Origin of the sequence: Pseudoalteromonas citrea (assembly GCF_000238375.3) — a bacterium.
Taxonomy (GTDB): domain Bacteria; phylum Pseudomonadota; class Gammaproteobacteria; order Enterobacterales; family Alteromonadaceae; genus Pseudoalteromonas; species Pseudoalteromonas citrea.
The window spans coordinates 299,684-315,960 of the sequence record NZ_AHBZ03000015.1 but is presented as its reverse complement, the minus strand read 5'-3'; the positions used below and the strand labels follow the sequence as shown (position 1 = coordinate 315,960).

The 16,277-nt window shown below is 41.5% G+C and carries 17 protein-coding genes; 10 read left to right on the top strand and 7 right to left on the bottom strand.

What is annotated here, in order from left to right; genetic code table 11:
* Positions 1-70 precede the first annotated feature (70 nt).
* The 3 genes from PCIT_RS08905 to PCIT_RS08895 are packed head-to-tail and all read right to left on the bottom strand — an operon-like array spanning position 71 to position 1,891.
* Positions 71-679, bottom strand: coding sequence for a hypothetical protein (locus PCIT_RS08905; RefSeq protein WP_157592765.1), 609 nt, complete (start codon positions 677-679; stop codon positions 71-73).
* Positions 669-1,211, bottom strand: a complete 543-nt coding sequence (locus tag PCIT_RS08900; protein WP_010362884.1) for an RNA polymerase sigma factor — start codon at positions 1,209-1,211, stop codon at positions 669-671. Before PCIT_RS08900 ends, PCIT_RS08905 begins: the two co-directional genes overlap by 11 nt.
* A gap of 53 nt (positions 1,212-1,264) precedes the next feature.
* Positions 1,265-1,891: an energy transducer TonB gene (locus PCIT_RS08895; protein ID WP_010362885.1), complete on the bottom strand. Its 627-nt coding sequence runs from the start codon at positions 1,889-1,891 to the stop codon at positions 1,265-1,267.
* 126 nt (positions 1,892-2,017) lie between these two features.
* Here PCIT_RS08895 and PCIT_RS08890 point away from each other — a divergent pair, with 126 nt between their 5' ends.
* Positions 2,018-2,524 carry a DUF3087 domain-containing protein gene (locus tag PCIT_RS08890; protein WP_010362886.1) on the top strand — a complete coding sequence of 169 codons (507 nt, stop codon included), beginning with the start codon at positions 2,018-2,020 and terminating at the stop codon, positions 2,522-2,524.
* A gap of 7 nt (positions 2,525-2,531) precedes the next feature.
* Here PCIT_RS08890 and PCIT_RS08885 read toward each other — a convergent pair whose 3' ends face one another.
* Genes PCIT_RS08885 through PCIT_RS08875 form a run of 3 tightly spaced genes read right to left on the bottom strand, consistent with a single transcriptional unit; the run spans position 2,532 to position 5,714 of the window.
* Positions 2,532-4,091, bottom strand: a complete 1,560-nt coding sequence (locus PCIT_RS08885) for a sensor domain-containing diguanylate cyclase (protein ID WP_010362887.1) — start codon at positions 4,089-4,091, stop codon at positions 2,532-2,534.
* A complete protein-coding gene (locus PCIT_RS08880) occupies positions 4,081-4,503 on the bottom strand; it encodes a type 2 periplasmic-binding domain-containing protein (RefSeq protein WP_010362888.1) in 423 nt (140 codons plus the stop codon). Before PCIT_RS08880 ends, PCIT_RS08885 begins: the two co-directional genes overlap by 11 nt.
* Positions 4,503-5,714 (bottom strand): hypothetical protein, encoded by a 1,212-nt coding sequence (locus PCIT_RS08875; RefSeq protein WP_010362889.1) that lies wholly within the window; start codon positions 5,712-5,714, stop codon positions 4,503-4,505. Before PCIT_RS08875 ends, PCIT_RS08880 begins: the two co-directional genes overlap by 1 nt.
* Positions 5,715-5,957: 243 nt before the next feature.
* On the opposite strand from PCIT_RS08875, the gene PCIT_RS08870 reads away from it, so the two are divergent.
* From PCIT_RS08870 to csrA, 6 genes are all read left to right on the top strand, one after another.
* Positions 5,958-6,575, top strand: a complete 618-nt coding sequence (locus tag PCIT_RS08870; protein ID WP_010362890.1) for a GTP cyclohydrolase II — start codon at positions 5,958-5,960, stop codon at positions 6,573-6,575.
* A gap of 137 nt (positions 6,576-6,712) precedes the next feature.
* On the top strand, positions 6,713-7,519 hold the full coding sequence (locus PCIT_RS08865) for a BPSS1780 family membrane protein (RefSeq protein ID WP_010362891.1): 807 nt from the start codon (positions 6,713-6,715) through the stop codon (positions 7,517-7,519).
* The gene (locus PCIT_RS08860) at positions 7,520-7,984 is read left to right on the top strand and encodes a regulatory protein RecX (RefSeq protein WP_010362892.1); all 465 of its coding nucleotides are present in this window, start codon (positions 7,520-7,522) and stop codon (positions 7,982-7,984) included.
* Positions 7,985-7,988: 4 nt separating this feature from the next.
* A complete protein-coding gene (alaS, locus tag PCIT_RS08855) occupies positions 7,989-10,592 on the top strand; it encodes an alanine--tRNA ligase (RefSeq protein WP_040696277.1) in 2,604 nt (867 codons plus the stop codon).
* Positions 10,593-10,595: 3 nt separating this feature from the next.
* Positions 10,596-11,816, top strand: a complete 1,221-nt coding sequence (locus tag PCIT_RS08850; protein ID WP_010362894.1) for an aspartate kinase — start codon at positions 10,596-10,598, stop codon at positions 11,814-11,816.
* 90 nt (positions 11,817-11,906) lie between these two features.
* Positions 11,907-12,098: a carbon storage regulator CsrA gene (gene csrA, locus PCIT_RS08845; RefSeq protein ID WP_010362895.1), complete on the top strand. Its 192-nt coding sequence runs from the start codon at positions 11,907-11,909 to the stop codon at positions 12,096-12,098.
* 38 nt (positions 12,099-12,136) lie between these two features.
* Here csrA and PCIT_RS08840 read toward each other — a convergent pair whose 3' ends face one another.
* Complete coding sequence (locus PCIT_RS08840; protein WP_010362896.1) at positions 12,137-12,601, bottom strand: YcxB family protein; 465 nt, start codon at positions 12,599-12,601, stop codon at positions 12,137-12,139.
* 422 nt (positions 12,602-13,023) lie between these two features.
* Between PCIT_RS08840 and PCIT_RS08835 the strand changes: the two genes are divergently transcribed.
* Genes PCIT_RS08835 through PCIT_RS08825 form a run of 3 tightly spaced genes read left to right on the top strand, consistent with a single transcriptional unit; the run spans position 13,024 to position 16,190 of the window.
* Positions 13,024-13,260, top strand: coding sequence for an OadG family protein (locus tag PCIT_RS08835; RefSeq protein WP_010362897.1), 237 nt, complete (start codon positions 13,024-13,026; stop codon positions 13,258-13,260).
* 12 nt (positions 13,261-13,272) lie between these two features.
* Entirely contained in the window at positions 13,273-15,051 is a 1,779-nt protein-coding gene (oadA, locus tag PCIT_RS08830) for a sodium-extruding oxaloacetate decarboxylase subunit alpha (RefSeq protein ID WP_010362898.1), read from the top strand.
* 8 nt (positions 15,052-15,059) lie between these two features.
* Positions 15,060-16,190 (top strand): sodium ion-translocating decarboxylase subunit beta, encoded by a 1,131-nt coding sequence (locus tag PCIT_RS08825; RefSeq protein ID WP_010362899.1) that lies wholly within the window; start codon positions 15,060-15,062, stop codon positions 16,188-16,190.
* Positions 16,191-16,277 lie beyond the last annotated feature (87 nt).

Sequence of the window (16,277 nt, the reverse complement as noted above, 5' to 3'; positions counted from 1 at the left end):
AGCATTTTTAAGTATGTACAAACAAAGTCTTAAGCGAAGTTAAGCGTATGAGAGTATAAGCCGTGAGCCACTATGGGCAACTATATATTTGTTGCCCATTTGTAACAGCGCTTGGTCCTGAAATTTGCAACCCCGTGATTTGCCCTACACGGTTGTGATTGAGTGCTAAATACCTACCAACATGAGAAGGGAGAGTCCTCCAATCTGGTACTAACTGTTCCAATAAGCTTTGTTCAAGGCTTATTAAGGTGTTCCTTTGGCAATCAGCGATAAGCCAGCCATTGACGTCTTGTTCTATTACTTCACCATGATAAATAGTGGCCTGACGTAGTGCCTGACTTTTCGCTAACTGTGCATCGAGGTTCTGCTTTTGTGCAACAATTTCACGCTGGTATTGCCCGTCTGTAACGCGATGTATCTCAATATTGTTATAGTGGATATTCGCTCGTGTATCTGAAGTAATAGGGTCATTATTTGGTGTGGCAATAAATAATTGTGCGCATAAAAAGACGACTCCAGTACAAGCCAACAACCATTGCGCCCTTTGCCAAGATAGGTACTTTTTACTCTTCGCACAACTTTGTTTATAAGCATCAAGCTGATGTGCACTTAGCGGCGTTCTATTTTTTTTATACGCTCGTTTGAGTGCTTGATCGAATTGCTTTTCGTTACCCATCATTGCTCTCCATATTCATCTTTAAGTATTTTTTGGCATATCGTAAACGGGTCTTAATGGTTTCTTGATTATGATGTGTAATTTGTGAAATCTCTTGTAGTGAGAATCCTTCAAGCTGAAGCATGAGTGCCTCTCGCTGCAAAAATGGCAATGTGATCATTGCTTGGCCCAGAGCATCTACGTTTGTGCTATCTGACTGTGCAGCGATTAACGTTGTTTCATCGAGTTGTACCATTCTTTTTGTTTTGCGTAACTCGTCAATTAATGCGTTGCGAGCAATGCAAAATAGCCAGGCTTTAGGGGTACTTTGCTGATGATAAGTATGGCGTTTTTCTACGACATTTAGCCACGTCTTTTGGCAAATATCATCAGCCAATATGCGATTACTTTGGCTGCTGATAAAGTGAAATATATCATGGCTATACTCATCAATAGCTTGCTCAAGAAAGTAGTCTTGGCCTGTTTTTTTGTATTCATGCAGTGGATCATTAGCTGGCGTATTTAACTTTAACCATGATCTTAAGGCTATTAGCATAGGCTTTCCTCAAAGTTTATTGGGTAAATACAGCTTGTATTTACCCAATAAAGTTACTGATTTAATTTGAACTCTAGCACAACATTTTGATCAGGTTGAGCGATGGCTTGTCCATCGACTATTTTTGGTCTGTATTTCCAGCGTTTTATTGCACGCAGGGCTTCTTTGTTAAAAATACGCTTTGGCTGTGCATTAACGACGGTGGCATGGGTGACTTGACCATTGGGTGCAATGGTAAAATGCAGTTGTACCCATCCTTCTATCCCCTCACGCGCAGCAGTAATTGGATATTTCGGTTCAGAGCGTACAATCGCAGTTGCTTCGGTATCTTGCGGGCTCAATATGGGGGACACATGCTTGATTTCACCGATGTTAAGTGTGGGTGTAAATGTAAAGGCTGGGTCTACGGGAGTTGAAGAGGTACTCTCTATTGGCCTTGGAGGCTGTACTTTTGGGGTTGGTGGCGGCGGCAGTACGTTTTTGATCTTTACTGCTGAATCTTCTTTATTTACGAAAAGGGATAGATCTATCACCTCTGGTACTGTTGGCGCTTTTATTTGATCTTGACTGATCAAATGATCCATAAACACAAATGCAGCAAATGTCACCATTAAGGCACCAGCCGCAGAGACAACTATTTTAGCAATAGAGGGGGTCGGACTATATATGATCGCTGACATAGCATATTCCTTTTGTAGGTTAGTTATTTCATAGAACGGAACAAGATCAAAAAAGGGGTGACTTTTATTTTTTTGTTTCTAAATTGCGAGTACAATCCGCAGCAGTTGTATTTTAGAGATTACCCTATGCAGTTAGAGACAATAAATAAAGCCAGATATCGTAAGCACCTGAACTATGTTATTGGCGCGTGTGTTGTTGCATTAACGGCGGGCAGTTTAGGTATCGCGCAGTGTTTGATCGCACTGTTTCCAGACTCTGATGGAAGTCATTTTCATTGGAATTTAACGGGGGTCATTCTTACGAGCGCGGCAATTGGTGTTGTACTGTTAAAAGTGAAGCATCATCCATTTATGTATGAAGTGGCGTATGTATGGGATTTAAAGCAAGCGCTTAATAAAATTACCCGAAAAATGGCGAAATTAAAGAAAGCAGCTGAGCAGGGCAATGCCGATGCAATGCTGGCGATTCAGTTTAGTTATACCGGCTCTAAACAATTGTGGGAGCTGGATGATAATACCATCACGATGGAAGATTTAACGATGTGGCAAGCGCAATTGGATACACTCACTGCGCGTTATAATATTGAGTTAGATATCACTCAATATCAGTCAAACATACTAAAGCAATTTTAAAGCACATTTATATTTGATAAAAAGCGAAGTTATTTTTACTGGTTCTTTTTATCGTATACATGGCAACATCTGCACATTCCACCAAAGCTTTGAGTGATGTTGTATGCTGTGGGTGGCAGGCTATGCCCAAACTCGCACTCACCACTAACGTATGTACCTGATCTGCTTTGGTATAGTTTAGTGGGGTGGAGATAACGTTAGTTAGGTTGGTTGCAATATCTTTTGTTTCTTGATTGGAAATATTGGCTAGCGCAATTAAAAACTCATCTCCGCCCCAGCGACATATTAAATCGTCTTCCCGTACGTTCAGTTTTAATTGTTCAGCGATATGTTGCAGCATGGCGTCGCCGGCATTATGGCCGTGAATATCATTGATGGGTTTAAACTCATCTAAGTCCAGTAATATAAGGCTAAATGGACGTTGTTGATCGAGCCATTCGAGTAAAATTAACTCAGCGCCATATCGGTTATTTAGGCCCGTTAATCTATCATACTGGGCCTTTTGTTTTAGCTGTGAAATCATTACTTTTTTCATTGTAATGTCACTAATAAATACTTGTAAATACCATTGATCATCGCTTTCTGTATTGATAATGATAATGTTGAGCCACACCGTTTCCTGCGTGAGTTGGTTACAGAATTCAAATTCAGATTGCATTACTTGCTTTTGGTTAACGCTATTACTGGTAAAGGTATAGAGAATATCCGGTGTCTTACATGCTTTACCGAGTGCATCAGGGAAGCGTTCTTCTAAATCAAGACCGAGTCCAATCAATAAATCCTGAGCAGCTTCATTTATGAGTAATATGTCGCCCCTCTCTTTTACTAATAGAGTCGGAGATGAGGACTTTTCAAACATTAGCCTGAAGCGCTTTTCAAATAGCTCTATTTCTTGCCTGAGGTTACGTTCTTGCATAAAAAGCGTCTCAGTACGAGAGAGTAGTTTATTAATATTGTTAGATATTGTGCCTATTTCACTGTGTTTATGCGTTTTTGGAATGGCGATGCGTTGACCCCTTCCAGGATTTATTACCGAGAGCTGGCCACTTAAATTGTTTAAAGGTTGTGTGATGAGGAGGTAAACTAGTACGGCAAAAATCAGTAGCATAGGCACAATGACAACCATCAGAGTTTGTACACTCGATAATGCAATCGCTTGTGCGTTTTGTTCAATGAAAATGGTGTTTGGCTCAATATAAATAGCCCCTATTTTCTCACCAATAATGAATGGGTTACTCAACGAGAATGAAACTGGGAGGTCTGTTTTATAAAGGATGCTTTTCGCTAGTACGCTTTTCAAGCCATTGAGTTGAGCAGCTAAAATCACATCATTACTAACTAGGCCATTTAATACTTCATTGGCTAAATCTTTGTCTTCTAAGTATGCCGCAATTGACGCAGTTGCTGATACGGTTTGGCCTATTTGTAATATAGTATTATTTGAGCGCTGCATTTCTTTGTCAAACACATTACTGTAATGCAATTTGGCATAAATAAGTGCAAATAAAATCGCTGCACTGATAACGATGAACAGTAACCGGGTAATTAAACTATGTTTATTGAGCAATTGTATATACCACCTTCACTTGAGCAGTCACAGTGTGGGCTGGCACATAGGCTATTGCATTGGCTGTGTGTGCAACTTTATCTAACACGGTCATGACATCTGGGAATACCTGTGGTGGCGAGACTTTGCCACTAAAGCGCACCCGTGACCAATAAGCATTAATTTGACTTATTGAGCGCCCAGTAATGGCACTGAGAAAAGTAGAACGGATCTGACTGTCTTTTTGATAATCGTAGGTTTGCGCCATAGAGCCGTCAGGAAAGGCAAGGTATTTCCCCATAAACATATCCACTACGGCTTTGTGGGAAAGTGTATCTGTAGGGTTCGTTTTGTTGACGATCACGACAAGGTCTTGCTGAGCCTGCGTCCATGAGCAAAATAATAAGAGTACAAGGAGGGTTGCTCTTAACATTAGAACACCCAATTAAGGCTAACGCCTAACGTATTGAAGTCATTGTCAGGGTTAAGGCTTGGCTTATGTAAGTAAAAAGCTGATGGCAGCTGTTGTACGCTCGTGTGGTCAATTTGAACTTTTAAGGCTACGGTATTATTTAGTTCCATTCGCCAAGTGAATGATAGCGTATTTTGATCTATCAGATAAAAATTGGTGTGACGAATGATACTCTGGTAAAGGTAGTCGAGCTCAGGGTTTGATACAAGCGGGGGCTCGGGCACTTGATTATTTGACTTGGCAATTGATGCGGTTGCCATTAATGTATGTTCATTAAAGCGTTTGCCAACACTGACATAACCACTTCTTAGGTGGTTCAGCACTTCGGAATTAGAATTGATATAAGAGAGTTCCGATTGAACAAGCCAAACAGCGTTGTCATATCTGACGCCCAAAGCACCATAATTGAACTGTTTACCCACAATATTTAATGAGTCTGTTAATTGCGCTTGATTGGGCCAAATTTGCACTGGAACCTGGGAGATAGCTTCTTTTAGTTGTTTTTGTTGTTCATTTTCATTTCCTGACTTGGATTGGGTATAGTTAATCCGAAATGACCAATTGTGCCTGTCTAAGTTAAGGGTAAGCCCTTTAATGTTGGCAAGCTCCGCATCCCAATAGAAGTTATCATCACTCACAATAGGTGCAGTTGAGCGGCCAATAAAGGCATGTAAACCCAATAACCCTAGAGAGGTTGGTGTTTTATACCGTACGTCAATACCATCAATGTTTTGATGCGGAATGATGGCGTAAAATTCTGTTGGCAAATGTTCATGGGTAAAGGAGTAGCCTATATCACGGTATTCGGTCATCATGAATAGATCTAGCCCAGTTCTTCCTGCCCGTAGTGTCCAGTTTGCACTGGGCATAAAACGGATAAATGCCAGTTGAGCGAGTGTGTCTAGACCATGCTTTTCTTGGTCTTTTATTACAGCCTGAACAACTGTTTGCCAGCGAGCGGAATGTTGCCACTCTAATTGCATACCGATAGATGAATTGTATAAGCCTATTTCATTATCTCTGACCCCATGAGGTTGAGAGATCAAATGCCGTATTTTTGCTGTCTCAGATGAACTGGTAGTTAATGATAGATTGGCAAACCCGTCCAAATTCAAAGTTGAACACTCAGCTGTTAAATGTGTGGATAATAATAAGGCAGCCAATATTCTCATTGTTCAGGTCCGACGGTACAGTGCGCGTTGAAGATATGATCTTAAATTAAGATTAGCTGGTGTTATTTGTATTTCAATAATAGAGAGGGCTTAAGGGTGATTATTTGTTGTTAAGCATTGAACTCATGATGGTGTGGTTACGTATAACGAGCTTGTTTTTTTCTATTTGAACACCATATCTATATTATTGCAGAGAATGACTGTGATAATATCACATTAATTAAATTTATAGGTTCTGAAGTCGTGGCAGAAGTAAGAGCGAGAGTTCAGCTGAATGTGGGGCAGCATAGTCATATCCCCGCGGAAATCGTGTCATTTAGTGGCTTACAAGATGGGCAAGAGCATGTTGCATTGATTTTTAACCAGGCTGAGTCACAGCAAGAGATCCCGCTGATCCGTATGCATTCAGAATGCCTAACGGGTGATGTTTTTCACTCTTCACGTTGTGACTGTGGTGAGCAACTAAACGAGTGTATTGAAACAATGCACCAACAAGGTGGAATATTATTGTATCTTCGTCAAGAAGGCCGCGGTATTGGTTTATACAATAAAATAGACGCCTATGTGTTGCAATCTCAGGGAATGAATACTTATGAAGCTAATAATCACTTAGGGTTTGATGATGACTTACGTGATTTTTCAGATGCCGTGTTAATGCTTAAGGCGATGGGATTATCTCATGTCAAATTGATGACCAATAACCCAAAAAAACTCAATGCACTACGTAATGCAGGGATAACAGTTGATGAAGTTGTAGGCACTGAAGCACACGTTAAAGCCGGTAACAGAAGCTATCTTGAGACAAAAGTAAAACATGGCGATCACATGTTGAATATTAAGAAAATATCAAAATCAGAATAAGCTTTAATACACTTTATTTTTTAATGCGGCCCTGAGTGCCGCATTTTTACTTTTTACGCCGCTAGAATCGAGCGATAAACTCGCAATTTTGTTCCTCTTGGGTATAATCTGCATGTTTTTATTAGCTTTGAGCCGTTATGTCACCAGAATTTAAAGTATTTAAAGCCGCCATGGGTATACAGTGGTTGAAGGCCGGTTGGGTTATTTTTAAAACTCAGCCCATGACGTTTGTTTTTATGTATTTATTTATCGTGATCACAGCACTTATTCCGCTGATTGCGCCACCACTTCAGATAGTGGCTGCTTTTGCATCGCCGTTTTTAACAGCGGGAATGTATATGGCTGTGATCAGCAAACAACAGGGGAAAAGTATCAGTCTTGCTGATATTTTGGCACCATTTAGTGCAAAAGGACGGCGCTTAAACTTATTTCGCTTAGGTTTGTACCAGATGGGGGTGATTATTTTGTTGACCTTACTGGCTGATTTACTCTTTTCTGATGCGTTTGCGATTATGCAAGATGCAACGCCAAACCAGCAGCCAGATGAGCTGTTAAATGCAGTGTTAGCCAGTTTATCGATGTCAGATATAATGCTGTTTGCAATTGCACACTGTGTGAACTTAATGGCGTTTGCTTATGCATTGCCCTTAGTCTTTTTTAAAGGTGAAGCGCGTATATTTAAAGCGATCATGCAGTCTTTAACTGTATTCCAAAAAAATATGGCGCCATTAAGCGTTTATGGCTTTGTGATTGCGCTGTTAATCGTTGCGTCAATACCGCTTAGCATGATCCCATTATTGGTAATTATCCCCTTGTCTTATATTAGTTTTTTTGTTTCATTTCAGGCTATTTTTATGGCTGATGAAAAACCTTCTGATAATAAAGATTCAGCAACGCACGAAGTTACAAACGAAGACAATAATACAGGGCGATTTGACGCTTAGATGGATGATAAAAGTAAACAAAAACTTAAGAATTATGTATTGTGGTTATTAGCTCGCCAAGAATACTCAAAGAAAGAGTTAACGACAAAGCTAAAGGCAAAAGAAGCATCTGAAAGTTATATTGAAGAGCTTTTAAGCTGGTGTGAAAGGCTTGGATATATCGATGAAGATCGATATTGTGAAAGCTTTTTACGACGACAGATAAATAAAGGTCTTGGCCAAAGAAGAGTATTGGCTGAGGCAGTGAATAAAGGGGTTGATCGAGCCCAGTTGGTGCAACTTATAGAAGCCCTTGAAGTTGATTGGTTTCAGTTGGCGCAGGCCGCGTATGAAAAAAAATATGCAATAACGGCCCCTAACCTCGATTACAAAGAAAAGGCAAAGCGGGTACGATACATGATGTACCGTGGCTTTGGCTATGAAGAAATAGATTTTGCAATGCAAGCAGCAACAATGGGTGAATAATCACATGCAGCACATGACTACCGCACAGATCAGGCAAGCGTTTTTAGACTACTTTGCCACTCAACAACACCAAATTGTCCCTTCAAGTTCACTTATTCCGGGCAATGATGCGACTTTGTTATTTAACAATGCGGGCATGGTGCAGTTTAAAGACGTATTTTTAGGGGCTGAGTCTCGCCCTTACACCCGAGCAACTAGCTCTCAACGTTGTGTACGAGCTGGCGGAAAGCATAATGATTTAGAAAATGTCGGTTATACGGCACGTCACCATACTTTCTTTGAAATGCTGGGTAACTTTAGTTTTGGTGATTACTTCAAGCAAGAAGCCATTACATTTGCGTGGCAGTTTTTAACAGATGTGGTGAAGTTACCAAAAGAGAAGCTGTTGGTCACGGTTTACCATACGGATGAAGAAGCGTATGACTTTTGGTCAAAAGAGATTGGTCTAAGTGACGATAAAATTATTCGCATCGATACTGCTGATAATTTCTGGTCAATGGGTGATACAGGCCCGTGTGGACCATGTTCTGAAATATTCTACGACCATGGTGAGCATATTTGGGGTGGTCCTCCAGGATCTCCAGAAGAAGATGGCGATCGCTTTATTGAGATCTGGAACCTGGTATTTATGCAATACAACCGTCACGCTGACGGGTCTATGGAGCCTTTGCCAAAGCAATCAGTTGATACGGGAATGGGTCTGGAGCGTATTGCTGCTATTTTGCAAGGCGTACACTCAAATTATGAAATTGATTTATTCCAAGGGCTAATCAAAGCTGCTGCTGTTGTAACCAATGCCAAAGATTTAGAAGATAAATCTTTACGCGTTGTTGCCGACCATATTCGTTCGTGTGCGTTTTTAGTATCAGATGGTGTTATGCCATCAAACGAAGGTCGTGGCTATGTATTACGTCGGATCATTCGTCGTGCTGTGCGTCATGGCAATAAGTTAGGCGCATCAGGTGCATTCTTTTACAAGTTGGTGGCTGCATTAATTGAACAAATGGGTGATGCTTACCCAGAGCTTGCTAAGCAACAAGCAATCATTGAAAAAGTGCTACGCATAGAAGAAGAGCAATTCGGTAAAACACTAGAGCGTGGTTTAGCAATCTTAGAAGAAAGCTTAGCGAATATCGAAGGCGATGTGATTCCGGGTGAACTGGTATTTAAGCTTTATGATACTTATGGCTTCCCAGCCGATTTAACCGCTGATGTAGCGCGTGAACGCTTTATGACGATTGATGAACGTGGCTTCCAAGACTGTATGGAAGTTCAGCGTAAAAAAGCACAACAAGCTGGTAAGTTTGGTGCAGATTATAATGAACAATTAAAGTCTGAAAAATCAACAGATTTTAAAGGTTATGATGCTGAACACTACACCGGTACCGTCATTGAGCTGTTTTTTGAAGGGCAAGCGGTTAACGTACTAGAAGATGGGCAAGAAGGGATTGTAGTTTTAGACAGAACACCTTTCTATGCAGAGTCTGGTGGTCAAGTTGGTGACTCAGGTACTTTGACAGTAACAGGTGGTGAGTTTGCAGTTGCTGATACGCGTAAACTAGGTAATGCATTTGCTCATCACGGTAAAGTACAAGGGCGCATTGGCATTAATGATAAAGCTGACGCACAGATTGATGGCGAGCGTCGTGACCGTATCAAGAAAAATCACACTGGGACACATATTCTTCATGAAGCACTTCGCCAATTATTAGGTGATCATGTTGCACAAAAAGGCTCATTGGTGATGCCTGATAAGTTACGCTTTGACTTCTCACATTTTGAAGGGGTTACTAAGGCGCAATTACGTGAACTTGAAGATGCCGTTAATGCTGAAATTCGCAGTAACTTTGCGCTTGATACGCAGTTAATGGATATTGATGACGCCAAAGCAAAAGGGGCGATGGCCTTGTTTGGTGAAAAGTATGATGATGAAGTCCGAGTGGTATCGATTGGTGATTATTCGATAGAGCTTTGTGGTGGAACACATGTTCAGCGTGCAGGTGATATTGGCTTGTTCAAGATTGTATCTGAAGGCGGTATCGCAGCGGGTGTGCGTCGTATTGAAGCTGTTACCGGTGAAGATGCGATTGCGTATGTTGCTCAGCAAGAGCAGCAGCTGGCTGATATTGCTGCCCTTGTGAAAGGCGATAGCCACAACGCACTAGAAAAAGTCAGTGCGCTACTAGAAAAAGCCAAAGGCCTGGAAAAGCAGGTTTCTCAATTAAACGATAAGTTAGCAAGTGCAGCAGGTGCATCATTACTTGATTCAGCAGTTGACGTTAACGGCATCAAGCTATTGGTTGCTAATGTGGCTGGTACTGAATCAAAAGCGCTGCGCGGCATGGTGGATGACCTTAAAAATAAGATGGGCTCAGGGGTGATTGCACTCGGTGTTGCCAACGGCGATAAAGTGAGTTTGATCACCGGTGTGACAAAAGATCTTATTGGCAAGCTTAAAGCTGGTGAGTTAGTGAATCACATGGCTGCACAAGTTGGCGGAAAAGGCGGCGGTCGTCCTGATATGGCGCAAGCGGGTGGTTCAGAGCCGCAAAATCTAGATGCTGCACTGGCAAGTGTTAATGCATGGGTTGCTGAGAAAACTCAGTAACAGGTGGCATTATTTGTACAAAAGTTTGGTGGCACTTCGGTAGGCTCGTTAGAGCGTATCGAAGCTGTTGCTGAATTAGTCGTAAAGACAAGACAGCAAGGTCATCAAGTTGTTGTTGTGCTATCAGCCATGTCAGGCGAAACAAATCGTTTAATTGACATGGCCCGACAACTAGATACTCGTCCAAATAGCCGTGAACTCGATGTGTTACTTACGACTGGTGAGCAAGTGAGTGTCGCATTGTTGGCGATGGCAATCATTAAACGTGGTCATTCTGCAATAAGCCTACTGGCTGACCAGGTCGGGATCCAAACGACTAATCATTTTGGTAAAGCGCATATTGAGCGCATCGACACCAAACGATTAGCGCAAGAACTAGAGCATAATCGCATTGCCATTATTGCAGGCTTTCAAGGCCGAGATAACGAGGGCAATATCACTACTTTAGGTCGTGGTGGCACAGATACCACCGCAGTTGAATTAGCTGCTGCATTAAAGGCGGACGAATGTCAGATCTTTACGGATGTGGATGGCGTATATACGACTGATCCGCGGATTGAACCTAAAGCGCAGCGTTTAGCGTGTATCACTTGTGATGAAATGCTTTCATTGGCTGGTTTGGGTGCGAAAGTATTACACCTTCGCTCTGTAGAAGCTGCTGGCAGACACAAAGTGCCATTGAGGGTACTCTCTAGTTTTTCTCCTGATGCAGGCACTTTAATAACCTATGACGACAATTCGATGTTACAGAGGGTTGTGTCAGGTATTGCAGCATCACGCGATGAAGTACAGGTTACTGTCATAGGTAGTATGCCGCATGTGCCTAATTTAGAATTGATAGAGGCGTTGTGTACTGAGAATAATATTGCAATAGATATGATCACGCAAACTCAGCAACATAGCGAAAAAATAGGCTATGCTTTTACTGTGCATAGTAATGATCACTTACAGGTGATTGAGATATTGCAGTCAAACTTAGGGTATATACGAGCACACCATGTTGAAAGTTACATGGACGTTGCTAAGGTCTCTGCTGTTGGCTTGGGCATGAAATCAAATTGTACTGTGACCGGTCAATTTTTTAGTGCTTTAGCCCAAGAAGGCATAAAAACACTAATGGACGCTAGTTCTGAGATAAAAGTCTCAGTATTAGTGGAAGAAAAATATCTAGAATTAGCTGTAAGGACATTACACGCTACATTTTTCTCGGAAAGTACTGAGTAAGGACGTTTTTTGCTTACTTTTACTGTAACTTTTCATTAAAATGAAAAAGACGCGGAATCTTTTAATTTTTGGAATAACAGGAGCAAGAGAATGCTAATACTAACTCGTCGAGTAGGTGAAACCCTGATGATTGGTGATGAAGTTACTGTAACTGTACTTGGTGTTAAAGGAAACCAAGTGCGTATTGGTGTAAATGCACCTAAAGATGTTTCAGTTCACCGTGAAGAGATCTACATGCGTATTCAGGCTGAAAAGTCTAACCCAACGACCGGCAATATCTGATCAGCACAAGAATTTGTGAAAATGGCCACAGCATGTGGCTATTTTTTTGCCTGTGATAAAATAAATGTCCGTGTGTCGTCACTGATAGAACGATTAGAAAGGTATTGCATCCTTTTATTACTTTTTAAAACCAACCCTTTATCTGTTTCAATGATGCTGTCAATCTCCTGCCAACTTAATTGATAGTGTTTGTAAGGATTTTTTGCTTCGATATGTGTGTCATCAATATGAAGTTCTACAGTACTGCCACTCGCGCGGCTTAACATTTGACGTGCTATCCACCATGGTCGGCGATAGTAAAAAGCTAAACATTCAACTACCGCAAGTAGGATCAGGAAGTTTCCTAAATAATGTTCTGTCAGCCCATAAATACTGAATAGACCCAAGGCGATGAGTAATACAAGTAAAAAATATTTGGGTTTATTGTGATCGCCAAGTTTAATCGATTCATCAAAGCATTCTTGAAAATACGGCTTATCTAATACAAATTTTTCTGTGTACATATACGCTCCTAACGTTTATCACATTGTACCGTATTGCTTTGCAGGGCGCATTAACCGTGCTCTACATCTCTGGTTTAGCAGGCCCTAATACGATTTTTTAATGCACTTAAATAAATGGTTACTTTGGTATTACCAATTTTTTTGTGGTGTTTTAGTGACAGTTTTATGAGGTTGTAAATAAATAATCTTAGATATTCTCACCTTTTATTTTGAATATTTTTCATGTTTATGCTGTTTTTAGTCTTCATGTATAGCGCCTTTGTTTTTAACTTCATGATAAATATGTGTAAATTGTTTTTGGTATTACCAATTTACAATGTTATTTACATGTGATGATGTTTTGGTATGATGGGTGAATAAATATTTATAAAAAATGATTATTAACGCAGGTTGTATTTGTCGAGAGACTAAAGGGGAGAGTTATGGATATAGGCGCATTGTTAATTCAGGCAGCTAGCCTAATGCTAACAGGCATGATTGGAGTCTTTGTGTTTTTATCTATTTTAATTTTGGCAGTGACGAATTTGTCCAAGATTGCCAAACCAGATGCAGAAGCTCCTAGTGTTCCAACCACGCGTCGCCAGCCGTCAGGCGGGGTGCCAAATGCTCACATTGCCGCGATTAGTGCTGCAATCACGCAATACCGAACAAAACAATAATAGGGGTCTTTCATGTCACAATTAAAACTTACAGAGCTCGTTTTACGAGATGCTCACCAGTCTTTGCTAGCTACCCGTATGCGTCTAGAAGATATGTTACCAATCGCAGAAAAGTTAGACAAAGCAGGTTACTGGTCAGTTGAGTCTTGGGGTGGAGCGACCTTTGATTCGTGTATTCGTTATTTAGGTGAAGATCCTTGGGAGCGCATTCGTGCCTTAAAAGAAGCGATGCCAAATACGAAGCAGCAAATGTTATTACGAGGCCAAAATTTATTGGGCTATCGTCATTATGCTGATGATGTTGTTGAAAAATTTGTAGAGCGCGCGCACAAAAATGGTGTGGATGTATTCCGTATTTTTGATGCGATGAATGATGTAAGAAATTTAGAAACTGCGGTGAAAGCTGCGATTAAAGTTGGTGCTCATGCACAAGGCACTATTTCTTACACAGTGAGCCCGGTGCATACTCTTGATATGTGGTTAGCGCAAGCAAAACAGCTTGAAGATATGGGATGTCACTCAATTTGTATAAAAGATATGGCGGGGTTACTCAAGCCATATGATGCAGAGCAGTTGATATTGGGTCTAAAAAGTACCGTATCAGTGCCTATTGCGATGCAATGTCACGCAACAACAGGGTTAAGCACCGCGACGTATCAAAAAGCGATTGATGCGGGTATTGATATGCTTGATACCGCAATTTCGTCAATGAGTATGACCTACGGGCACAGCGCGACGGAAACTATTGCCGCTATTACAGAAGGAACAGCCAGAGATACAGGGCTTAATTTAGCGGAACTTGAAGAAATTGCGAGTTACTTCCGCGAAGTACGTAAAAAATATGCCGCGTTTGAAGGTAGCTTAAAGGGAGTTGATGGTCGAATTCTTCTGGCACAAGTTCCAGGTGGTATGTTGACGAACATGGAAAATCAGCTTAAAGAGCAGGGCGCAGCTGATAAGCTAGATGATGTACTAAAAGAAATTCCAAAAGTAAGAGAAGACTTAGGCTTTTTACCCTTGGTTACACCCACTTCACAAATCGTCGGGACCCAAGCGGTATTGAACGTACTCACTGGGGAGCGCTATAAAACTATCACCAAAGAAACCGCGGGTGTATTAAAAGGTGAATATGGTTCGACACCGGCACCGGTAGATAAAGCACTACAACTTAAAGTGCTGGATGGCGCTGAAGAAATACAGTGCCGCCCGGCGGATTTGATTAAGCCTGAATTAGAAAGTTTACATACTGAATTGCTAGGGAAGGTAAAAGAAGAGTCGATTGAACTTGCTTCAGAACAAATTGATGATGTTTTAACCTATGCGTTATTCCCACAGGTTGGCTTAAAGTTCTTGAAAAATAGACATAACCCAGATGCGTTTGAACCTAAACCAACGTTAGTCGAATCCAGTCAGTCAAAAGTACAGAACAAGCCAACCCCAAGCAAGGCGAGCCCTGAGCGGTATAGTGTACAAGTTGATGGCAAAGTCTATGACGTTGTGGTTGCAGCTGGCGGAGAATTAAAAGAAGTAAAAGTGAAAGACAGCGAGCTTATTCCACAATCAGCATCGGTGAGTTCGTCAGATACGCTCAATGCACCCTTGGCTGGTAATATTTTCAAAATGAAAGTACGCGCGGGTGATGAGGTTGCCCAAGGTGATGTTGTCTTGATCATGGAAGCCATGAAGATGGAAACTGAAGTACGAGCTACCTCAACAGGTACTGTATCAGAAGTCTTTGTAGCCGAAGGTGACTCAGTCGCAACTGGCGACGCCATGATAGCATTGGCTTAGGAGCTAATATGGACGGATTATTGAACTTATGGCAAGCCACTGGTATTGCCAACTTCACGCTGCCCGCGCTAATTATGATGGCGGTTGGCTGTGGCTTATTGTATTTGGCCATTGCCAAAGGTTTTGAACCATTGTTGTTAGTACCCATTGGTTTTGGGGCTATTTTAACCAATATCCCTGTGGCTGGGTTAGCTGATCCCGGTGGGTTGTTGTATTACGTTTATTACATAGGTATAGACAGTGGTGTATTCCCCCTCTTAATTTTTATGGGGGTGGGCGCAATGACCGACTTTAGTGCGTTAATTGCGAACCCTCGAATGCTATTTTTAGGCGCTGCCGCGCAGTTTGGTATTTTTGCCACCCTGTTTGGCGCCATCGCGTTAAACTATGTACCTGGTTTTGAGTTTACGCTTAAAGATGCATCGGCTATAGCGATCATCGGTGGTGCGGATGGCCCAACGGCAATTTTCTTGGCATCAAAATTGGCGCCTGAGTTGCTTGGCGCAATTGCTGTTGCTGCTTACTCTTATATGGCATTGGTTCCTATTATTCAGCCGCCTATTATGCGCTTATTAACGACACCAGAAGAGCGCTCTATTGCGATGCCGCAATTACGTGTGGTCTCTAAAAAGGAAAAGATTTTGTTTCCTTTGATGGTACTGAGCTTGACCATCTTATTTTTGCCCTCAGCAACTCCTTTAGTTGGCATGTTTTGTTTAGGTAACTTAATGAGAGAGTGTGGTGTAGTGGATAGACTCAGTAATACCGCACAAAACGAGTTAATCAATATCACAACAATATTCTTGGGGTTAGCCGTTGGCTCTAAATTAGCGGCCGAGCACTTCTTAACAGTTGAAACATTGGGTATTTTATTGCTTGGCGCATTAGCATTTTCAATCGGAACTGCATCCGGTGTGTACATGGCTAAATTGATGAATAGGCTATCAAGTAACCCTATTAATCCGCTAGTAGGTGCGGCTGGCGTATCTGCGGTGCCAATGGCGGCGCGAGTAGTTAATAAAGTAGGGCTTGAAAGTAACCCGCATAACTTTTTATTAATGCACGCAATGGGCCCTAATGTTGCTGGTGTACTGGGTAGTGCGGTAGCAGCAGGGATACTTCTGGCATTAGTAGGCTAAATCGACAGAATTTTAACGTCTCCAACCGACTGCGCAGTTTAGGCTGCGCTTTTTTTGTTCCTCATTTTTATGATATAACAGGCACAG

Excerpts from the sequence above, each read along its gene's own strand:
- PCIT_RS08905 (WP_157592765.1), bottom strand. The coding sequence starts at position 679 with ATGATGGGTAACGAAAAGCAATTCGATCAAGCACTCAAACGAGCGTAT.
- PCIT_RS08900 (WP_010362884.1), bottom strand. The coding sequence starts at position 1,211 with ATGCTAATAGCCTTAAGATCATGGTTAAAGTTAAATACGCCAGCTAAT.
- PCIT_RS08895 (WP_010362885.1), bottom strand. The coding sequence starts at position 1,891 with ATGTCAGCGATCATATATAGTCCGACCCCCTCTATTGCTAAAATAGTT.
- PCIT_RS08890 (WP_010362886.1), top strand. The coding sequence starts at position 2,018 with ATGCAGTTAGAGACAATAAATAAAGCCAGATATCGTAAGCACCTGAAC.
- PCIT_RS08880 (WP_010362888.1), bottom strand. The coding sequence starts at position 4,503 with ATGTTAAGAGCAACCCTCCTTGTACTCTTATTATTTTGCTCATGGACG.
- PCIT_RS08875 (WP_010362889.1), bottom strand. The coding sequence starts at position 5,714 with ATGAGAATATTGGCTGCCTTATTATTATCCACACATTTAACAGCTGAG.
- PCIT_RS08865 (WP_010362891.1), top strand. The coding sequence starts at position 6,713 with ATGTCACCAGAATTTAAAGTATTTAAAGCCGCCATGGGTATACAGTGG.
- PCIT_RS08860 (WP_010362892.1), top strand. The coding sequence starts at position 7,520 with ATGGATGATAAAAGTAAACAAAAACTTAAGAATTATGTATTGTGGTTA.
- alaS (WP_040696277.1), top strand. The coding sequence starts at position 7,989 with ATGCAGCACATGACTACCGCACAGATCAGGCAAGCGTTTTTAGACTAC.
- csrA (WP_010362895.1), top strand. The coding sequence starts at position 11,907 with ATGCTAATACTAACTCGTCGAGTAGGTGAAACCCTGATGATTGGTGAT.
- PCIT_RS08840 (WP_010362896.1), bottom strand. The coding sequence starts at position 12,601 with ATGTACACAGAAAAATTTGTATTAGATAAGCCGTATTTTCAAGAATGC.
- PCIT_RS08835 (WP_010362897.1), top strand. The coding sequence starts at position 13,024 with ATGGATATAGGCGCATTGTTAATTCAGGCAGCTAGCCTAATGCTAACA.
- oadA (WP_010362898.1), top strand. The coding sequence starts at position 13,273 with ATGTCACAATTAAAACTTACAGAGCTCGTTTTACGAGATGCTCACCAG.
- PCIT_RS08825 (WP_010362899.1), top strand. The coding sequence starts at position 15,060 with ATGGACGGATTATTGAACTTATGGCAAGCCACTGGTATTGCCAACTTC.